Genomic DNA, 20,045 nt, shown 5'->3' on the forward strand with positions numbered 1-20,045 from the left:
AGGAGCGCTGCCATGGCAGAGCCGCGGCCCGTCCTGGAGATGACGGGCATAGTCAAGGAATTTCCGGGGGTCAGGGCTCTGTCGGGCGTCGACTTCCGGCTCTTCCCGGGTGAGATCCACGCCCTGATGGGCGAGAACGGCGCCGGAAAATCCACCCTCATCAAGGTGCTGACGGGCGTCTACTCCCTGGACGGCGGCACCATCAGCCTCGACGGCGAGTCCGTGCGGTTCGGCGGCCCGCTGCAGGCGCAGCAGGCCGGCATCAGCACGGTCTACCAGGAGGTCAACCTCTGCCCCAACCTGTCGGTGGCGGAGAACATCTTCATCGGACGCGAACCCACCCGCGCCGGCCGCATCCAGTGGAAGCGGCTGCGCAAGGAGGCGGCGGAACTGGTCGACCGGCTCGGACTCGACATCGACGTCGCCGCGCCGCTGTCCTCGTACCCGCTGGCCGTGCAGCAACTGGTCGCGATCGTACGGTCGGTGGGCACCGGGGACCGCGACGCCGCGGGATCCGGCACCAAGGTGCTGGTCCTCGACGAGCCGACCTCCAGCCTCGACCGCGACGAGGTCCTCGAACTGTTCCGCCTGATGCGGCAGTTGAGGGACGAGGGCGTCGCGATCCTGTTCGTGTCGCACTTCCTCGACCAGATCTACGAGGTCTGCGACCGGATGACCGTCCTGCGCAACGGCACCCTGGTCGGCGAGCACCTGGTCCGCGACCTCGACCAGGTCGGGCTGATCGAGCTGATGATCGGCAAGGCCCTGGACCAGCTCGACGAACTGGCCGAGCACCAGATGCACACCGACGTCGGCGAGACCCTGGTCAAGGCCGAGGGACTCGGCCGTACCGGCGGGATCGCCCCCTTCGACCTGCAGATCAACAAGGGCGAGGTGCTCGGACTCGCCGGCCTGCTGGGATCGGGCCGCACCGAACTCGCCCGGCTGCTGTTCGGAGCCGACCAGCCCGACAGCGGCAAGGTGACCATCGGCGGCAAGCAGGTCTCCATGAGCGCCCCGAACGACGCCATCGCGGCCGGTGTGGCGTTCTGCTCGGAGAACCGCAAGAGCGAGGGCCTGGTCCCCGACCTGACGGTGCGCGAGAACATCATCCTCGCCCTCCAGGCGTCCCGCGGCTGGACCCGGCCCATCCCGGCCTCCCAGCGCGACGAACTCGTCGCCAAGTACATCAGGGCGCTGGACATCCGCCCCGCCGACCCGGAAGCCCGCGTGGGCCGGCTCAGCGGCGGCAACCAGCAGAAGGTACTGCTCGCCCGCTGGCTGATCACCCAGCCGAAGCTGCTGATCCTGGACGAGCCGACGCGCGGCATCGACATCGGCGCCAAGACGGAGATCCAGAAACTGGTGGTGTCCCTCTCCGAGGACGGCATGTCGGTGCTGTACATCGCGGCCGAACTGGAGGAGGTGCTCCGGCTCAGCCACACCATCGGAGTGCTGCGCGACCGCCGGCTCGTGGCACGGCTGACCAACGGGCCCGAGATCACCACCAGCAGGATCCTCGAGACCATCGCGAGCGGAGAACACCAGTGACCACCACCTCCCGCTGGCGAGCACTGACGCATCACCACCTGTTCTGGCCGGTCGCCGTGCTGATCGCCCTGCTGCTCGTCAACGTCCCCTTCACGCCCGGCTTCTTCTCGGTCGACATGACGGACGGCCACCTCTACGGCAGCCTCGTCTCCATCGTGCTGTTCGGCTCACCGCTGATCCTGGTCGCGGTCGGCATGACCCTGGTCATCGCCACCGGCGGCATCGACCTCTCCGTCGGTGCCGTGGTCGCCATCACCGGAGCCCTGACCTGTTCGTACATCAGCGACCAGACCGACCAGAACACCCTGTCCGCGGTGTTCCTGGCGATGGGCATCGGGCTGGTGGCCGCGGTCGTCTGCGGTCTGTGGAACGGCTTCCTGGTGGCCAGGATGGGAATCCAGCCCATCATCGCGACCCTCATCATCATGGTCGCGGGCCGAGGTGTCGCCCAGCTGATCACCGACGGCCAGATCATCACCGTCAACAGCGAGCCGTACAAGCTGATCGGCGGCGGCTACTGGCTGACCCTGCCCTTCTCCATCTTCGTGGTGGCGGCGGTGGTGGCCGTCACCGTGGCGCTGACCCGCCGCACGGCGCTCGGCCTGCTGGTCGAATCGGTCGGCGGCAACGCCGAGGCCAGCCGCCTGGTCGGCATCAGATCCACCCGCATCAAGATCATGGTCTACATGTTCTGCGCCCTGTGCGCGGGCATCGCGGGCCTGATGATCAGCTCCAACACCTCGGCCGCCGACGGCAACAACGCCGGTCTGTGGATCGAACTCGACGCGATCCTCGCCGTGGTGATCGGCGGCACCTCGCTGCTCGGCGGCCGGTTCTCCATCGGCGGCACGGTCGTCGGCGCCCTCGTCATCCAGACCCTGACCACCACGATCTACACCATCGGCGTGCCGACCCAGACCAACCTGGTCTTCAAGGCCGCCGTCGTCATCGTCGTCTGCCTGCTGCAGTCCCCGAAGTTCCGGGCCAAGGTCTTCGGCGCGAAGGGCCCCAAGGGCCCGCGCCGGGACGCCGCCCCGGTGGAGCCCGCTCCGGCGGCCGACGCCGCCCCGAAGATGGAGGTGTCGCGATGAGCGCGACCGCCCAGACCCCCAAGGCGGCTCCGCGCGGCAGCACCGCCTCCCGCGCCCGCGCCACGCGCCTGCTCGGCGACCGGCGCCTGCCCGTCCTCGTCACGGCCGCCCTGTTCATCGCCATGTACGTCGGTGGCCTCAGCCGGTACCAGAACTACGGTTTCGGCGAACCCCAGGTGTTCCTCAACCTGTTCATCGACAACGGCTATCTGCTGGTCGCCGCCATCGGTGCCACCTTCGTCATCATGTCGGGCGGCATCGACCTGTCCGTGGGCTCGATGATCGGCTTCACCACCATGTTCACGGCGTGGCTGGTGGAGCGCCAGGGACTGCCGCTGCTCCTGGTCGTGCCCCTCGCACTGGCCGTCGGCGCCTTCGGCGGTTTCCTGATGGGCTACGTCATCCACAACTTCGAGATCCAGCCCTTCATCGTCACCCTCGCCGGGCTCTTCCTCTTCCGCGGGCTGTGCCTCGTCATCAGCAAGGAGTCCATCTCCATCAACGACGCCTCGGTGGGCACCCTGGCCCAGACGCGGGTGTCCCTGGGCGTGGGGGACCTGTCGATCGGCGCCGTCGTGGCCCTGGTCGTCCTCGCCGTCGCCGCCTACGTGCTCCACTACACCCGCTTCGGACGCCGGGTGTACGCCGTCGGCGGCAACGAGCAGTCGGCCCTGCTCATGGGCCTTCCGCTGGGCGGCACGAAGATCGCCGTGTACACGGTGAGCGGCTTCTGCTCGGCCCTGGCGGGCCTGCTGTTCATGCTCTACATCCAGTCGGGCGACCCGCTGCACGCCGTCGGCATGGAGCTCGACGCCATCGCCGCCGTGGTCATCGGCGGCACCCTGCTGACCGGCGGTTCCGGCTATGTGCTGGGCACGCTCTTCGGTGTCCTGGTGCTGGGTCTGATCAAGAGCGTGATCACGTTCGAGGGGACGCTCAGCTCCTGGTGGACGAAGATCGCCACCGGTGTGCTGCTGTGCGCCTTCATCCTGATCCAGCGGACCATGACGTCACGCCGGAAGACCTGACGGGCACGGCTGAGAGCCGCGACGGCGGCAAGCGATCGGGCGCGCTCGGCGCGGCCGACCACAGGGCAACGGAAAGTCGACAGACAGGACATCCACATGCGCGCGCTTCTCTCCAGGCTGTCGGCGATAGCGCTCGCCGCCTGCCTCCTCTTCACAGGCCAGGCCCTGACCACACCTGACCGGGCCGCCGCCGCCGACCCGGGCTACCTGATGACGCACTTCATCGGGGAGGGGTCGACCGGTCAGCAGATCTACTTCTCACACAGCACGGACGGCCTGAACTGGAGCGACCTCAACGGCGGCGGGATGACCCTGCGCTCCACGGTGGGAACCCGCGGGGTGCGCGACCCCGCACTGGTCAGAGCCCCCGGCGGTGACAAGTACTGGATCATCGCGACCGACCTGTGCATCGGCTGCGGGCAGTCATGGGACGACTCCGTGAACAACGGAAGTCGCAACCTCGTGGTGTGGGAGTCCACGGACCTGGCCACCTGGTCGCAGCCGCGGCTGCTCAACGTCGCCGGCACGATCCCCGACGGGCGCAACGCCTGGGCACCGGAAGCGATCTGGAACCCTGAGACCAACGACTACGTCCTGTACTGGGCGACGAACGCGACCCGGAACGGCGTGCTCAAGCACCGCATCTACTCCGCCCGCACCACCGACTTCCGCACCATCACCACGCCGCAGCTCTACATCGACCGCCCCGGCACCCAGAACATCATCGACACCCAGATCGTCGAGGTCCCTTCCGGCGTGGGCGACTACCGCTACGTACGGGCCTCCGGCGACGGCCAGATCACTCTCGAAGGCAGCAACTCGATCCTCGGTACGTGGACCAACCTCGGCAACCTCTCCGGCATCGGCCTGACCGGCTCCCAGGTCGAAGGCCCGATGTGGATGAAGTTCAGGGACCGCAACGAGTGGACCCTCTACCTCGACCAGTACGCGGCCGGAAAGGGATACATGCCGGTCACGACGACCAACCCCTCGGCCCCCAGCACCTACCGGCTCCCGGCATCGGGAAGCTACAACCTGGGCGGAACGAAGAAGCGCCACGGCTCGATCCTCCCCCTCACGGCCGCCGAGGAGAGCCGCGTACTAACCCGCTGGGCCGACACCCCGGCCAAGCGGCTCCAGTCGTTCAACTTCCAGGACCGCTACGTGCGGCACGCCAACTTCGACGTACGCATCGACCAGAACATCACCAACGCGGACGCCCAGTTCCGGCTGCGGCCCGGCCTGGCGGGCTCGGGCACCGTTTCCTTCGAGTCGGTCAACTTCCCCGGCCATTTCCTGCGGCACGCCGGCTACGACTTCCAACTGGCCCACAACGACGGCACCACCCGGTTCGCCGCGGACGCCACCTTCCGCCAGGTCGCCGGTCTCGCGGACCCGACATGGTCGTCCTTCCAGTCGTACAGCCACCCCGACCGGTACGTCCGCCACTACGCCTACGGACTCCGCCTCGACCCGATCACGACCACGACGGCCCGCAGCGACGCCACGTTCCGCGTGACGAACTGACCCACACCCGACGGGTGATCCCATGACGTGACGCGCCCCGCATCTGCGCGAGGCCCCTCGGCCATGGCGGGGCCGCAGACGGTTGCGCCTGCGGCCCCGCCCGGGTGCCTTGCAGTCGCTACGGCAACGGGAACCACCCCTAAGGCAGGTCGCGGCGGACCAACGCCTGAGCGAACGGTTCTCCGCTGGCCCGGGCGTAGGCCATCCGCTCGCGCACCTCGCTGAGGGTGCGTGGGCGGTAGCCGGGCCCGCCGCAACAGCTTTTGTGGAACCGCACACCGGCGTGCAGCAGCACGGAGAGGGTGCGCCAGGCGGCGGTGTCCCGCCTCTTGGGTGCCGCGAAGGCGGAGCCGACGTGGATCAGTGGTTCGGCGCAGCGTGGACAGACCCGGTCGTGGTCGTAGTAGCCGGGGTAGGGCTGCTTGTACGACGCCCGGCAGGGCAGGCAGACGTACGAGGTCTTTCCGTGGGCCATGGCGGCAAGGGTAGAGCCGCGGCAGGGTCGGGCTCGACAGATTTCCGGCAGGCTGCACAGCTCTTCAGCGGCTATGCCCGGGAACTCGTCCGCTTCGGGTGTCTCCGCCGGTTGTCGGTGGTGGCCGGTGCGGCCCGTCGGAACGGTCGGCCGGGGCATGGCCCCATCGTGCCGGGAGGCGCGGCACACGGTCCACCCACGCCATGTCTGCCGTCGCGACGAGCGACTGACCGGCCACGGTCGCGGGGGTCACACCGGTGAACGCCACGATGTCCCGGTGCAGATGCGACTGGTCGGCGTAGCCGCAGTCGGCCGCGACCCCGGCCGCCTCCTGGCCCCCGGCCAGGCGGGTGGCGGCCCGGTCGTAGCGGACGAGCTTCACGGCGCGCTTGGGCGGCAGACCGAGCTGCGCGTGGAAGCGGGACCACAGGCGCTTGCGGCTCCAGCCCAGCTCGTCGGCCAGCCCCTCGACCCGCACCCGGCCGTGCCCGGCGACGATACGGTCCCAGGCCCAGGCCAGCTCCGGCTCGATGGCGGGCCCCGAGGCGGCCGGCCGGGCGAGGTCCGTCTCGACGAGCGCGAAGCGTTCCTCCCACGAGGCGGCCTCGGACAGCTGCTCGCGCAGCCGGGCTGCCCGCCGCTGCCCCCACAGGTCGTCCAGGGCCACCACGGAGCTCTCCAGCTCAGCAGGGCCCACGCCCAGCACGGCGCGCGCGATGGCCGGGGACAGGCGCACCTGCACCCACTCGACGTTCGCCGCCCGCACCCGCGCCGCCCCGCCGACGCCGAACCCGAGACCGGTGACCAGGCTGCCGCGGTGCTGCCGCCCCGTCGACTCGCCGATGCCGAGCGCCGCCTCACCACAGGCCAGCGCCAGCGTCAGCACCGGGTGCGGGTCGAGCCGGTGGTCGACGGGAGCCGGGCCGCGGTCGCGGAATCCCGCCAGGACGACGCCGGGTACGCGGCCGGGCCGGGCCGGACGCGTGACCTGCCACACAGGGTCAAGGACGCGCTTTCGCACGGCAGTTGACATGCCTTCATGCTACGGCGCCCGCCCGGACGGAACATTTCTCCAATCCCGCGGGCCGCAACCGCGGCGAAGGTGAGCGCATGACCTCCACCGGAACCACCGCGCCGCAACCACCGGGCGTGGCCCGTCTGTTGCGCCCGTACGCGGGCGGCTTCGCCGTCGTCGTCGTCCTGCAGGTCATCGGCGCCGTCGCCGGTCTGGCGCCGCTGCTCGCGGTCGTCGAGCTCGGCCGTACGCTGCTGGCGCCGGGGCCGGCCGACGACGGTCACGCGCGCGACGTCGTGATCGCGGGCGCGGCGGGGCTGCTCGTACGGCTGCTGTTCACGGCCGTCTCTTCCGGCGTCGGACACCTCCTCGACACCCGGGTGCAGCTGTCGCTGCGCCGGCAACTCGCCGCGCAGCTGGGGCGGGTGCCGATCGGCCGGCTGGCGCGGCGGCGCAACGGAGAGCTGGCGAAGCTGGTGGGTGAGGACGTCAGCGCCGTGCACCCGCTCATCGCCCACACGCCGGGCGAGCTGGTCTCCGCCTTCGTGGTACCGCTGATCTCGCTCGGCTACCTCCTCACCGTGGACTGGCGGCTGACGCTGATCACACTGATCCCCGTGCTGCTGGCGGTCGCGCTGGTGCCGCTGATGATGACCCCCACGCGGCTGCGCGAGCAGGAGGAGTTCGACGCCGCGATGGGGCGGATCTCGGCGTCGGTGGTCGAGTTCGTGCAGGGCATCGCGGTGGTGAAGGCGTTCGGCGGGTCGGAGCGGGCACACAGCGCGTTCCGTACCGCGGTGGGTGACTTCACCCGGAGCTTCTACCGGATGGTGCGCGGTCTTTCCGGGGTCGCCGCCGGGATGCAGGTGGCGCTGTCGCCCCCGTTCGTGCTGCTGGCGGTGCTGGTCGGCGGCGCGTACCGGATCACCGAGGGCGGGCTCGCCCCGGCGGACCTGCTGCCTTTCCTGCTTCTCGGCCTCGGGCTGACCGCGCCCGTGGCCGCGCTCGGGCACGGCTTCGACGACCTGCAGGCCGCGCGGCGCGCGGTCGGCCGCATCCGGGACGTACTCGCCGAGCCGTCGCTGCCCGAGCCCGTACGGCCGGTGGCGCCCGAGGGAAACCGGGTGGAGCTGCGGGACGTCCGCTTCGGGTACGAGGATGCCGCGGCCGGGTACGAGGGTGCCGCGGCCGGGCGTGAGGTGCTGCGCGGTATCGACCTGGTGCTGGAGCCGGGGACGACCACGGCCGTGGTCGGGCCGTCCGGCAGCGGCAAGTCCACACTGGTGCAGCTGCTGCCGCGGTTCTACGACCCGACGCACGGCTCGGTGCTCCTCGGCGGCGTCGACCTGCGTGAGATGGGCAGCCAGGAGCTGTACCGGCGGGTGTCCTTCGTCTTCCAGGACGTCCGGCTGCTGCGCGCCTCGGTCGCGGACAACATCGCCCTCGCCGTCCCGCACGCCGACCGCGACGCCGTGGTCCGCGCCGCCCGCCGGGCGAGCATCCACGACCGCGTTCTCGAACTGCCCCGCGGCTACGACTCGGTGATCGGCGAGGACGCCCGCCTCTCCGGCGGCGAGGCGCAGCGTCTCTCGATCGCCCGCGCCCTGCTCGCGGACGCCCCCGTCCTGGTCCTCGACGAGGCCACCGCCTTCGCCGACCCGCAGACCGAGCAGGCGGTGCGCGAGGCACTGGCGCAGACCCGTCAGAAGCGGACGACGCTGGTCATCGCCCACCGCCTGGAGACGATCGCCGACGCCGACACCGTCGTGATGCTGCGCGACGGCGAGATCGTGGAGCGGGGCACGACCACGGAACTCCTCGCGCGGAACGGCGCGTTCGCCGAATTCTGGAACATCCACGCCGGTGCGGTGGGAGTCGGTGCGGTGAGAGCCGGTGCCGTGGAAGCCGGTGCCGCGAGAACCGGTCCCATGAAAGCCGGCGCCGTGGAAACCGGTGCCATGGAAGGGGAAGAGGCCCGATGATCAGCACACTGCTGCGGGTGCTCGGCCACGAGTACGCCGGGCCGGTGCGCCGCACCGTCGCCCTGATGACGGCGACCGCCCTCGTCGAGGGAGTGTCGTACGCGCTGCTGGTGCCCGTGCTGCGCGCGCTCTTCGGCAGCACACCCGAGGACGCCCGGCCCTGGCTGGCCGCCTTCGGCGCGGCGGTCGCGGTCTACGCGGTGCTGCGGTACGTCAGCGACCGCTCCGGTTTCCGCGTGGGCACGACGATGCTGCACGGCATGTACGAGCGCCTCGGCGAACACCTCGCCCGGCTGCCCATCGGCTGGTATCGACCCGCCCGCACCGGCGAAGTGTCCGTGCTCGCGAGCCAGGGCGTGTTGCAGGCGATGAGCGTGATCGCGCACCTGCTGGCCCCGTTCATCTCCGCCTTGGTGACGCCACTGACGATCGTCGCCGTGATGCTCGCCTTCAGCTGGCAGCTGGGACTCGCCGCCCTGGCCGCCGCGCCCTTGGTGGCCGCGGTCCAACTCCGCACGGCCCGCGCCACGACGGCGGCCGACACGGAGCGCGTGGAACGCGAGCGCGCGGCCACCGGCCGCGTCATCGAGTACCTCCAGGCCCAGCCGGTGCTGCGCGCGGGCGGCCGTACCGGCGAGCGATTCGGTCTGCTGGACGACTCCCTGAAGGAACTGCGCCGCGCCTCGCGTCGCTCCACCCTTGCGGCGCTGCCGGGTGTGCTGGGCCTCGCGGTCACCGTGCAGGCGGTGTTCACCGTGCTGCTCGCCCTCGGTGCGTACCTCGCCCTCGGCGGGGACATCGGCGCGGCCGAGGTGCTCGCGGTCCTGGTGCTCGCCGCCCGCTGCGCCGACCCGCTGCTGTCCCTCGCCGAGATGGGCGGTGGCATCCGCGCCGCCCGCGCCCAACTCACCCGCCTCGACGACGTCCTCACCACCCAGCCGCTCCCGGAACCCCGCGCACCGCGCGAACCGTCCCGCCACGACATCGAGTTCGACGCGGTCACCTTCCGCCACGGCGATCGCGTGGTCGCCGACGGGCTGACCCTGTCGGTACCCGAGGGCGGGCGGCTCGCCGTCGTCGGCCCGTCGGGCGCCGGCAAGACGACGCTGCTACAGCTGCTCGCCCGCTTCCACGACGTCTACGCGGGCGCGGTGCGGATCGGTGGCGTGGACGTACGGGAGATGGACACCGCGGCGCTGATGGCGCGGATCGCCATCGTCTTCCAGGACGTCTACCTCTTCGACGGCACGATCGAGGAGAACGTGCGCCTAGGCCGCCCGGACGCCACCGAAGCCGAGGTACGGGCCGCGGCCGCCGCGGCACGTCTCGACGAGGTGATCGAACGGTTGCCCGGCGGCTGGTCGACGGCCGTGGGCGAGGGCGGTGGGCTGCTGTCGGGCGGGGAGCGGCAGCGCGTCTCCATCGCCCGCGCGCTGCTCAAGGACGCGCCGATCGTGCTGCTCGACGAGGTCACGTCGGCCCTGGACCCGGTGAACGAGGCGGCCGTGCACGCCGGCATCGAGGAGCTGATGGCGGGCCGGACCGTAGTGCTGGTGGCGCACCGCATGGGGACCGTGCGCCGGGCCGACCGCGTCGCGTTCCTGGACGCCGGACGGGTGGTCGAACAGGGCAGTCACGAGGAGTTGCTGCGTCGCGCCGGCCGGTACGCCGCGTACTGGGACCTGTCCCGGGCCGGGACGGCGGGGGACTGAGACCGCCGTGCGGGGTTGCCGCAGCTGGAGGAAGCGAACTCGGAGAACACCGAAAGGGACAGGCGTCGACGCCCACCCATGAATGTGCTCAGCCGGCCAGGGCCTCTCCGGTCAGCAGGACGGTGAGCACGCACGGTTTCGCCGCTCGAGTCCGGGTCCGGGCCCTCGGTGGGTAAGCCGTTGTACGCGCTACCGGGCGCCGGCACGGCACGGCACGTACCGAGTCATGTCAGGCTCTGGGGAGCCGCTGCCCATGGAGACTGTCAGGTGCAATCGGCAGGCTGCGCAGTGTCAGCGCACTCGGCGGGGGCAGCGGTTCGTTGGCCGGGTCGGTGCGGAACGACTGGAGCAGACAGGCCACCAGGCGCCGGGACGCGGCACCATCATCCGGTAGGGCGGCCACCAGACCGCAGTGTGCCGACAACCACTCGCTCACCAGACGGTCGCCGCTCTCCAGGACAGCCGACAGCGGGGGTCGCGTCGCCTCAGAGGCTCTTGGCGCCCGTCTCGTAGTCCTTTGCCTGAGTGGGTGTCAGCAGGTTCGATACGCGGATGAGGATGCCGCCGGCGATGTAGTGATACTCGGTCGCGCCGGGCATGGACTTGGCGATCGTCTCGATGTACTTCGCCCGAGCCCTTGCCTCCTCGGCGGTCTTGAACACCTCGACGCTGCCGCCCCGCTCAACTGCGTCCTCGCCCAGGCCCTCGACGTCCGCGGAGGAGACACGACTGTCGGAGAAGGCGGCCTTGCTGGTGTAGCCGCCCGGCCGCCCGAGCAGGTGGTTCGGGTCGCTGGCCTCGGTGTAGTCCCGGACGAGCTTCAATCCCGGGATGAAATTCTTCAGCCCTGCTACAGCTTGCTTCGCCGTCAGAGCGTCCGACTTCTCCGCCGAGGCCGCAGCCTCGGAGTTAGCGCCCTTCGACGATGCGCTCGACGCGTTGTCGCTGGAGCCAGTGGAGCTACAGCCGGAGACCAGCGCTCCGGCAAGCGCTAGCCCGACTACGGTGGTGCGAATGTGCATGATCCCCCCAAGGGTGTGCAGGTGGGGCACATTACATCGCCGTGCCACCTCCCGGGGCGGGGTGCTCTCGTCGTCTTGTGCAGGAGCAAGGTCCTGCCGGGATGGCACACGTCTGACACCGTCAAGTGCCACCCCGCACCGCTGGGCCTCGTCCCTGGGAGTCACCGTTGACTGACTTGAGTGGCTTCTTTCCCGTCTGAACATGAGCTTGTCCGACAAGCTGTCGAGCAGCATCGGCGACCCCTACTGCGTCGCGTCGCAGCTCTCGCAGCGGCTCACAGCCGCCCGCTCGGTGTTGCCCTGGGTAGCGCGGAGCGGGCTGGAGGGAGCGAGACGACGCCATGCTCCGGGTGAAGGGGTGAGCACCCAGCCGTAGCGGGGTGGCTGGATGTCGGCCGGGACGATGTGCGTGCAGCCCGGAAGGTGGGCCTTGCCGCTGGGGTGGATGATGATCGAGGCTGCCGGCCAACCGTCCCAGTCGCTGGTCGTGGGTGTGCTGCCGTGAGGTTCGCGCGGAGCGCAGTCGGCGCAGTTGTTCATTTCATGGCGTTCGCAGTACTGCATCGTCCTCACCCCGTCAGGTCTCGAGCCGTTGCTCGGTGTGCTCGAGCCACCCTCGGTACCAGTGCGTGAAGTCATGCCCGGTCGCCTCGATTCCTCGGTCCATCGGCCTCAGATCCTTCCAGATGGCACCTCGGTGCGGGCCCGTCATCACCATCAGCTACGCGTAGCCGCATCCCGAAACGGCTGAGGGCCAGCCGGGGAGGAAACCCCTCCTGAGCTGGCCCTTCTGTCTGTGCCCCCGGCAGGATTCGAACCTGCGACACCCGCGGCAGGAGTGCCACAAGACTCCTGCCGAGTCGTGTCGGCCCGTGTCGCGTGGGGCTCACGCGGATCTGTGAGGGAAGACTTCCTCTGTTTCCCAACGCCGCCCCAGAGGAAAGCTTGAGAGACCTGTCAAAAGAGGTCGAGCTTGGCGGACTCGACGGCTCCCAGCATGCGGCACTTGCCGGTCTCTCCGTCGACGCACACGTAGCCCGTGCCGATGGCCATGTCCCGGAGGTCTCCGCTCCGTAGGTAGGCGACTGACTGACAATCGAAGTAGAACATGCTTCCGACCTGAGCGCGCTCTCCTTCGACGAGCGCGAAGGGCATGCCCTCGCGGCTCACTTCCTCATCCAGAAACCTCTGGGTCAATCTGGTCGCCTCTTCGATGTCCAGCATCAGTCCGACTCCTCCTCCGTTGGGCGACCTGGAACCGCCTCAAACGGGGGTAGCGATCGCCGACAGCCAGACATACGGCGGGCCGCTTACGCACGTCACGCTTCGACGACCAGCTCCCGCTGCGGGTCATAGGTCATAAGTCCCCGGCTCTTCGCCATGGTGATGAGGGTGTCGGAGACTTCACTCTTCCTGAACCAGGCGATGTTGACAAGTACGCACTCTCCGTTGAAATAAACGGAAGAAGTCCAGGGGGATTGATCTGCTTCCTCCTCCGTGGTGTCCTCCGTCAGATCCTGATAAGCCTTCTGAACATCCCGGTAGAATTCGGCAACCCGCGGACTCTCCGCAGCCACCCCGGACTCACCATCCGTCATCGCGTCGTATTTCCGATATGCCGCCGCTGCGTCAAGGGAACCGCTCTCGTACCAGAATGCGAGGTCGTAGCTCATGACCGTCCTTTCGATACGGCGTGGGAGCCCGTTGCTCAGGCGCCCACGCCGCTCACTCGACTCGAACTTACCCGTCCGGAATCGACCGGTTACTCGTCCAGGTGCTCTCGGGACTTCATGCTACCGGGCGGAATCCATGAGTCGAATACGCCTTCCAGTACGAGGCCGCCCTTCGTGGTGACCGTGTTTCCAGGAAGATTCAGCCAGTCGTCGAACTTCTTCTGGTCCGGATTTCGCTTGGCTGAGCCGCCCTTGGTCTCGATCCCGTACCAGTGGCCGTTTATGTTGACCAGGCCATCGAATTTCCGGACCTTGAATCCGGGTGCCTTGACCGAGACTTCTCTGGCGATGACCGTCGCACCGTCCAGCATAAGGTTTTCCCAGGTCGTCATTTCGTCGTTCGAGCCGTCGCGCCCCTCTTCGCCGTCACGCTTGGCGTACTTGCCTTTGGCATCTCGGGGGGCGACCCCTCCCGAGTAGAGGATCGACTCCTCGGCCTCGTACGCCTGTCGCCGCCACCCCGTGAGTCCGCCGACCCCGGTCACCGCGAGCTGCTGCGCAAGCTCGTCCGCAGCATCCGAGTAAAGGTCCGCCAGCGCGTCACAGCCCTGTTGCCGCAGCAGGTACTCGGCCCGGTAGAGCCGGTAGGCGGGTCGGACGGGGAGGTACTTGTCGACGAAGGCCCCAGCACCGCCGTTCTGGCCGGTGACGGCGTCATACGCGTCGCCGGCGAACTCGAACGGGGCCTTCAGCCCTTGGAGGAAGCCGTCACCGAAGATCTTGAGCCCCTCGCCGAGGCTGTCGACGCGCTCGTTGGGGTCCTCGGGTGTCAGGCCGCTGGGGTCGGTGAGGAGAGTGGGTTGGTTGTCGGCGTACGCGTACGTCGAGACGTATGGGGTGGTGAGGCTTCTTGTGGCCGGGTCGGGTCGGTCGAAGCGGCCGGTGGTGGTGTTGTACTGGCGGGCGTGCAGGTCGAGGTTGCCTGTGGTGGTCTCGTAGCGGGCGCCCGTGTAGGACGGAGTGCTGGCGGGAGCGCCGCTGGTGACCGTGTTCAGGGTGCGGGCGCCGTACGGGTCGTAGGCCCAGCGCTGGTGGAGCGTGCCGGTGCTGCCGGTGACGTCGACCGGAGAGCCTTGGGTGTCGTGGTGGTAGTAGAAAAGAGCGCCTGAGCCGGTCTCGGTGGCGGTGGGCTGGCCGAGCGGGTCGTAGCGGTAGGACTGCTTGATGGCCCAGGCGCTGTCGTACTCGGTGGCGAGGGTCGGTAGCGGGCCGTTGGGGTCCCACTGCGTGCGGCTGGTGACCGTGCCGTCCTTGCTGGTGGTGACCTGGTTGCCGCTGGCGTCGTGGTCGTAGGTGTAGGTGCTGCCGGCGACGGTTGCGGCCGAGATCTGTCCGGTCAGGTCGTAGGTGTAGGTGTCGGCGCCCGCCTTGGTCTGGTTGCCCTCGCCGTCGTAGTCGTAGGCGGTGGTCGCGGTGCCGGTGGTGGTGGACGTGAGCTGGTCGGCCGCGTCGTAGGTGTAGTTGGTGTTCGTGGTGCCGAGGGTGGAGGTCAGGCGGTTGCCGACCTTGTCGTAGGTGTAGGCCGTGGTGCGGCTGGTTGCGCAGCCGGTGATCCAGGGCTGCGGGGCGCAGCCGGAGGTGAGGCGGCCTGCGGTGTCGTAGGTGAGGCCCCAGCCGCCGGTGCCGACACTGGCCCGGGTGACGTCGACGTGGGTGGGCAGCCCGGCGGCGGAGAGGGTGAGCGCCGTCTTGGTGACGGTGGTCCCGGCCTTGGAGGACGTGACGGCGGTGAGCCGGCCCGCGCGGTCGTAGGCGCGGTCCTCGGTCTCGGTGTTGGGCAGCGCGGACCGGGTCAGGCGGTCGGCGGCGTCCCAGGTGTAGTTGGTGGTGGTTCCGTCGGCGGTCATGGACGACGTGCGGCCGTCGTTGTCGTAGGAGTAGGTGATGGTGTTGCCGTCGGAGTACTTGCGGGTGAGCATCTGGCCGGCGGCGTCGTAGGTGTAGGAGAAGCCGCGGGTCTTGGTGAGGTTGCCCACCGCGTCGTAGTCGAAGTCCTCGGAGATCTTCGCGTTGGCGCGTGCCGTCATGCGCCCGGCGGCGTTGTAGCCGAAGCTCACGTCCGGCGTCGAGTCCGAGTAGTCGACCTTGGTGGGCAGCCCGCGGGTGTCGAAGGCGTAGCTGGTGGAGCCGCGCGGGGTGGTCTTCTTGGTGAGGTTGCCCTCGGCGTCGTACGCGTAGGAGGTCACGCGGTCCAGCGGGTCGGTGACCTTCGTCAGGTGGCGGGCCGCGTCGTAGCTGTAGGCGGTCGCGTGGTGGTTGGCGTCGGTGCGCTTGGTGACGTTGCCGGCCGCGTCGTACTCGTAGGCCGTCTTTCCGCCGTCCGGGGCGGTGACCGTGGTGAGCTGGTCGAGTTTGTCGTAGCCGTAGGTGGTGGCGCGCTTGTCCGCGTCGGTGCGCTTGGTGACGTTGCCCGCCGCGTCGTACTCGGTCCTGGTCACCCCTTCGAGCGGGTCGGTGACGGTGATGAGGTTGCCGGCCGCGTCGTAGCTGTTGGTGGTGGTGTACTGGGCCGGGTCGGCGCCGGTTGCGTTGCCGCGGGGGTCGACGGTGGTGGCCTGGCGGCCGTCGCCGTCGTAGGTCCAGGTCTCCTTGTTGCCCAACGGGGAGGTGCGGCTGAGGAGATTGCCGTCGGCGTCGTAGGCGTGGGTGGTGGTCTTGCCCAGCTGGTTGGTGGTGCTGGCCAGCCGGTTGTTCTTGTCGTACACCGAGGAGACGCTCTTGCCGAGGGCGTCGGTGACCTTGGTGACGTTGTCGACCGCGTCGTAGGTGTAGGCGGTCGTCTTGCCCAGCGGCTCGGTGACCTTGAGGGGCCGGTTCACGGCGTCGTACTCGGTGCTGACAGCAGCGCCGCTGGGGTCGGTGACCTTCGTGCGGTTTCCTGCGGCGTCGTAGGTGTAGCTCGTGGTGTAGGCGGCCGGATCGGCGCCGGTGACGTTGCCTCGGGCGGAGACTGTGCTCAGCAGCCGGCCGAGCTTGTCGTAGGCGTAGGTCGTCTTGTTGCCCAGCGGGTCGGTCTCGGAGGTGAGACGGCCGCCGGAATCGTAACCACGGGTGACGGACTTGCCCGCCGCGTCGGTGGTCTTCGTCAGGTTCCCGGCGTCGTCGTACTCGTAGCGGGTGGTGTTGCCGGCCGGGTCCTTGGCCGAGGTCAGCTGTTCGGCGCCGTTGTAGCCGTAGCTGGTGGTGCGGCCCAGGGGGTCGGTGGCCGTGCTGAGCAGGCCGCGGCCGTCGTAGGTGTACTTCGTGGTGTAGGCGGCCGGGTCGGCGCCGGAGATGTTGCCGCGGGGGTCGGTCTTGGAGGTGATGCGGCCGGCGTCGTCGTAGGTGAAGGTGGTCTTCTCACCGAGTGAGGTGGTGACCGAGGTGCGGTTGCCTTTCGCGTCGTACCCGTACGTCGTGGTCTTGCCGCGCGGTGTCGTCACGGTCGCCAGGGCACCGAGTGCGGTGTACGTGTACGTCGTCCTGCCGCTGAGCGGATCGGTGCTGGAGGTCAGCTGGTTGGACGTGTTGTAGGTGTACGTCGTCTTGTTGCCGCGGCCGTCCGTGTGGCTGAGGATGTTGCCGGCGCTGTCGTACGTCCAGCTCTCCTTGTAGCCGAGGGACTTGGGCGCGCTGCGGGTGAGCATGCGTCCGGCGCCGTCGTACGTCATCGACGTGGTGTTGCCGCGCTGATCGGTGATCTCGACCGGGCGCAGGTAGCGGTCGTAGGTGTAGGAGACCTTCTTGCCGTACGGGTCGATGCTCTCCATCAGCACGTTGCCGGCGTAGATGTCGGTCCACACTCCGCCGTCCGGGGCTGTCATGTGGGACTCTTCGCCGCCGCTGTCCCAGGTGAAGGACGTGGTCTTGCCCTTCTGGTCCGTCTGGGACTTGATTCTGCCGTTGGCTTCGTAGGTGTTGGAGACCTTGCCGCCCGCCGGGTCGGTGAGGGAGGAGAGCCGCTTGTCGGCGTTGTAGCCGTAGGTGGAGACCTTGCCCGCTGGATCGGTGACGGAGGTCAGCAGACCATCCGTGTAGGCGTAGGAGACCGACGTGGCATCGGGGAGGCTGACCTTGGTGACCTGGCCGCCGGCGTTCATGGTGAAGCCGGTGATGCGGCCGGCGGCGTCCTTGACGGAGGACAGCTTGCCGGACGTGTACGTCAGCGCCAGGCCCTGGCCGCCGCCGTCGACGACCGACGTCAGCTGACCGGTGCTGCTGAAGGTGCGCTTGGTGTGATCAGGAGTGGTGACGGTGTAGGTGCTGCCGCCCTTGACCAGCTTCGCGGCCGAACCCGCCGGCGCGGTGTACGTGCCGTCGCTCTTCTGCGTGAAGACGAACTTCGCCCCGTCGTCGGCCTGATAGGTGACCTTGCCGGAGGCGACCGTCAGTTTCACGTCGAAGGGCGTGGCCCAGCCGCGACCCAGCAGATTGGTCGTCGTGGAGTCGGAGCGATACGTGCGCTCCAGGGTCACCTGCTTGCCGACGCCAACCAGTTGGGCATCGGTGAGCTGCTCGAAGAACATGCCGGTGGCCGTGTTGACCGGGTCGGCGCGGTGAGCCTGCGCGTAGCAGGAGCAGATGCCGGCCTGGGCGCCCGGGATGTCCGGGGTGTAAAACGCCTCGATCAGCGGAGAGGTGGTGCCCTTCGGACTGTAAGTACCGTCCGAACCCATGAGGTAGACGTGGGCGTAGTACTTCTTGCCGTCCTCGAGGTGTCCGCCCAGCGCGCTCGAACTCCACCAGAAGCATTCGTCAGCACGGTCAGGGTATGGGTTGGGCGCCCACCAGCCGTAGCACCAGGCTCCGCTGTCCAGGTGCCCCTTTCCCTCCGGATCGTAGGTGGCCTTGTCGATCTCCTCGGCCTTGACGACCGTCCCCGCCTCGTTCCGGAGAAGCAGCAACAGCCTTGAATAGGACGAACCGGTGCCGGAGAAGAACTTCACGTGCCCGCCGATCGAGAGGGTCCCCGGCCACACCCCGGACGAGCCCGACACCCACGCCGGATCAGCAGTCGCCGCCACCGCGAGCGGCTGGCGCGTCGGGCTCCCCCCGGCGAGGAGGCGGCGCTCGACAGCGCTTTTGTCGGGCCGAGGGTGGGGCTTGCCCACCGGCTTCCTGGCGGGTGAGTCCCGGTAGCCCCGCATGGACGACAACTCGTCCCGGGACTGCTTCACCTGCTTGCGCCGCTCCGTCAACGTCATGGCCTTGGGCGGCTTCGGCAGGTCAGCCGCCGTCCGGGCCTTGAGCTGTTGAACGGCGGCCAGGGTGGAAGCAGGTTGCTCGGGCAGAGCCCAAGCCGGTACGACGCCGGCGGTGGCCATCAAGGCCAGAACCAGCAGGGCTATGACTGATCTTCGTGATCTCTTCCGCACTGTGCATCCCTTGCGTGACGGCTGTGAACGAAGTGCAGGGATGATCCTTGATCAGGAGGCGTGGGAAATAACCTGCAGTTTGCAGCTATGGCTGGATTCGGAGCCCTGGCTCCGACCGATCCGGTGCAGAGTCACTGGCTGGATTGGCGTCCGGTACGGACTCTCTTCCAAATATGGCTGGAACATGCCAAACCAGGTTGCTTTTCGCATGTGAACGCGAAGTTGAGCGACAGTGTCTGCACGATGGATGCCGGGGAGGGTCGTACGGTGCGGATCGGTACAGCCGTCACCGGCGGGGTCGGCGACGGCCGACTCTGCCCGAGGCCCTCATCGCCACGCCTTGTAGAGGCGTCCTGGTCGGGAGAGGTCAGAGTCTGGCGACTCATCCGCTCACGCAAACGGCCCCGGACGGGCCGTCCGGGGCCGAATAGAAAGCCTTCGTGGGGGAGAAACCCCAGGCCGGCGGCTTAACATGTTGTGCCCCGGCAGGATTCGAACCTGCGACACCCGCTTTAAGGAGTTCGATCCGCTCCCGCTCCAACTGCTGTCGGCACCTGGTGCGACGGCCGGACAGAGACGCTGGTGTACGTCCCTGTCCGGCGTCGTTGATGCCAGCTATGGATGTCACGGACCTTCCGATCCGTAGCTCTATGCATATCGGTCACGAGCAGCCGTACTGGCCTTGCTGCGGCCTTACAAGTGGGTTACCAGACGACGGAGCTTGATGCGGTTGCTGTACTTCGCTGCCATACAGCTGCGGCCGTTGTCACTCGGAGTGCTGGGCTTGGGAAGGCCACTGCCCGTCGGCGAACTGCGGCCCCCAGTAATAGGGGTTCACTTCCGCGAGGGAGCGCGCCTCCCAACGGGTCGGGTCGTCCTTCCGCGGGACGGCGACTTCGACGGACGGTCCCCACAGCGCGAGCCGTTCCTGACAGATGCCGCAGGGCGGCAAGATCAGTATTCTGCCGCGTTCCATGTCACGGCAGACGCAGACGGAGGCAGTGACGGTTCGGTTTTGGGTGTATGCCTGGATGAACGCCCCGGTCTCCTGGCAGAGCACGACCGAGCCGTGCATGTTGTCAAGGCCGACGCTGGTCAGGATGCCTCCGTCGGCGAGCCGCACAGCGGCTGCCCCGCCAGGTTCGTCCGCAGGCCAGCGTCGGTTCATGAGTTCCATGGCCGCGTCTACCAGCGTCTGGTCGAGTTTCATGCGCCGGAGTTTGTCACGGAGCCCTGTCTGCGGCATGTCCAATTTTGCCTTCCTCTCTCGACGGCAGGGCCGCACGAGGAGCCGAGTCCCTGGGGCCTGACTTCCTTGCGCAGCGATCCGCTCTACGCGGCCTTCGTGCTCGCCTGAGATGGGCCTTCGTCGGGGTGAGAGCATCGGCCTCCGGTGGTCGGATCTCGACCTTGAACAAGCCCACGACAAGTGGGAATCCGGCGCGGTGGACTCGTCGCCAGAGGATCGGAACACGGTCGGCGGCACCACTGGCCTGGCGGCCACACCGGTGAGCGCTGAAACACCCGGCGACGTGACCGTCGCGAAACCCTCGGC

14 protein-coding genes, 1 tRNA gene and 1 pseudogene are annotated in these 20,045 nt (G+C 68.7%); 6 read left to right on the forward strand and 10 right to left on the reverse strand.

The features are described from left to right. The first annotated feature begins 12 nt into the window (after positions 1–12). The 4 genes from ACFY9S_RS17015 to ACFY9S_RS17030 all read left to right on the forward strand — a co-directional run bounded on the left by ACFY9S_RS17015 (position 13) and on the right by ACFY9S_RS17030 (position 5,197). Positions 13–1,551: an ATP-binding cassette domain-containing protein gene (locus tag ACFY9S_RS17015; RefSeq protein ID WP_391128640.1), complete on the forward strand. Its 1,539-nt coding sequence runs from the start codon at positions 13–15 to the stop codon at positions 1,549–1,551. Continuing rightward, the gene (locus ACFY9S_RS17020) at positions 1,548–2,642 is read left to right on the forward strand and encodes an ABC transporter permease (RefSeq protein ID WP_391128643.1); all 1,095 of its coding nucleotides are present in this window, start codon (positions 1,548–1,550) and stop codon (positions 2,640–2,642) included. The genes ACFY9S_RS17015 and ACFY9S_RS17020 overlap by 4 nt, the downstream gene beginning before the upstream one ends. Continuing rightward, entirely contained in the window at positions 2,639–3,670 is a 1,032-nt protein-coding gene (yjfF, locus tag ACFY9S_RS17025; protein WP_391128646.1) for a galactofuranose ABC transporter, permease protein YjfF, read from the forward strand. The genes ACFY9S_RS17020 and yjfF overlap by 4 nt, the downstream gene beginning before the upstream one ends. A 96-nt stretch (positions 3,671–3,766) precedes the next feature. Beyond that, positions 3,767–5,197, forward strand: a complete 1,431-nt coding sequence (locus ACFY9S_RS17030; protein ID WP_391128649.1) for an AbfB domain-containing protein — start codon at positions 3,767–3,769, stop codon at positions 5,195–5,197. A 139-nt stretch (positions 5,198–5,336) separates the two neighbouring features. Here the strand turns inward: ACFY9S_RS17030 and ACFY9S_RS17035 are convergent, their stop codons facing one another. Next, the gene (locus ACFY9S_RS17035) at positions 5,337–5,672 is read right to left on the reverse strand and encodes a deoxyxylulose-5-phosphate synthase (RefSeq protein ID WP_391128652.1); all 336 of its coding nucleotides are present in this window, start codon (positions 5,670–5,672) and stop codon (positions 5,337–5,339) included. Between the two features lie 64 nt (positions 5,673–5,736). Then, on the reverse strand, positions 5,737–6,705 hold the full coding sequence (locus ACFY9S_RS17040) for a helix-turn-helix domain-containing protein (protein ID WP_391128655.1): 969 nt from the start codon (positions 6,703–6,705) through the stop codon (positions 5,737–5,739). Positions 6,706–6,782: 77 nt separating this feature from the next. Between ACFY9S_RS17040 and ACFY9S_RS17045 the strand changes: the two genes are divergently transcribed. Next, positions 6,783–8,669 (forward strand): ATP-binding cassette domain-containing protein, encoded by a 1,887-nt coding sequence (locus ACFY9S_RS17045; RefSeq protein WP_391128658.1) that lies wholly within the window; start codon positions 6,783–6,785, stop codon positions 8,667–8,669. Next, a complete protein-coding gene (locus tag ACFY9S_RS17050) occupies positions 8,666–10,381 on the forward strand; it encodes an ATP-binding cassette domain-containing protein (RefSeq protein ID WP_391128661.1) in 1,716 nt (571 codons plus the stop codon). The genes ACFY9S_RS17045 and ACFY9S_RS17050 overlap by 4 nt, the downstream gene beginning before the upstream one ends. A gap of 229 nt (positions 10,382–10,610) precedes the next feature. Here the strand turns inward: ACFY9S_RS17050 and ACFY9S_RS17055 are convergent. From ACFY9S_RS17055 to ACFY9S_RS17090, 8 genes and pseudogenes are all read right to left on the reverse strand, one after another. Further along, a pseudogene (locus tag ACFY9S_RS17055) lies at positions 10,611–10,805 on the reverse strand (TetR family transcriptional regulator); the annotation flags it as partial. A gap of 61 nt (positions 10,806–10,866) precedes the next feature. Next, positions 10,867–11,403, reverse strand: coding sequence for a hypothetical protein (locus tag ACFY9S_RS17060; RefSeq protein ID WP_391128664.1), 537 nt, complete (start codon positions 11,401–11,403; stop codon positions 10,867–10,869). Positions 11,404–11,646: 243 nt separating this feature from the next. Continuing rightward, a complete protein-coding gene (locus ACFY9S_RS17065; RefSeq protein WP_391128667.1) occupies positions 11,647–11,967 on the reverse strand; it encodes a hypothetical protein in 321 nt (106 codons plus the stop codon). 233 nt (positions 11,968–12,200) lie between these two features. Next, positions 12,201–12,273 (reverse strand) — tRNA-Gly (locus ACFY9S_RS17070). An 87-nt stretch (positions 12,274–12,360) separates the two neighbouring features. Then, positions 12,361–12,627, reverse strand: coding sequence for a hypothetical protein (locus ACFY9S_RS17075; protein ID WP_391128670.1), 267 nt, complete (start codon positions 12,625–12,627; stop codon positions 12,361–12,363). Positions 12,628–12,722: 95 nt separating this feature from the next. Further along, on the reverse strand, positions 12,723–13,076 hold the full coding sequence (locus tag ACFY9S_RS17080) for a hypothetical protein (RefSeq protein ID WP_391128673.1): 354 nt from the start codon (positions 13,074–13,076) through the stop codon (positions 12,723–12,725). An 89-nt stretch (positions 13,077–13,165) separates the two neighbouring features. Beyond that, the gene (locus ACFY9S_RS17085) at positions 13,166–18,319 is read right to left on the reverse strand and encodes a DUF6531 domain-containing protein (protein WP_391128824.1); all 5,154 of its coding nucleotides are present in this window, start codon (positions 18,317–18,319) and stop codon (positions 13,166–13,168) included. A gap of 937 nt (positions 18,320–19,256) precedes the next feature. Then, on the reverse strand, positions 19,257–19,700 hold the full coding sequence (locus tag ACFY9S_RS17090; protein WP_391128676.1) for a cytidine deaminase: 444 nt from the start codon (positions 19,698–19,700) through the stop codon (positions 19,257–19,259). Positions 19,701–20,045 lie beyond the last annotated feature (345 nt).

Origin of the sequence: Streptomyces sp. NPDC012474, assembly GCF_042955185.1 — a bacterium.
Taxonomy (GTDB): domain Bacteria; phylum Actinomycetota; class Actinomycetes; order Streptomycetales; family Streptomycetaceae; genus Streptomyces; species Streptomyces cahuitamycinicus.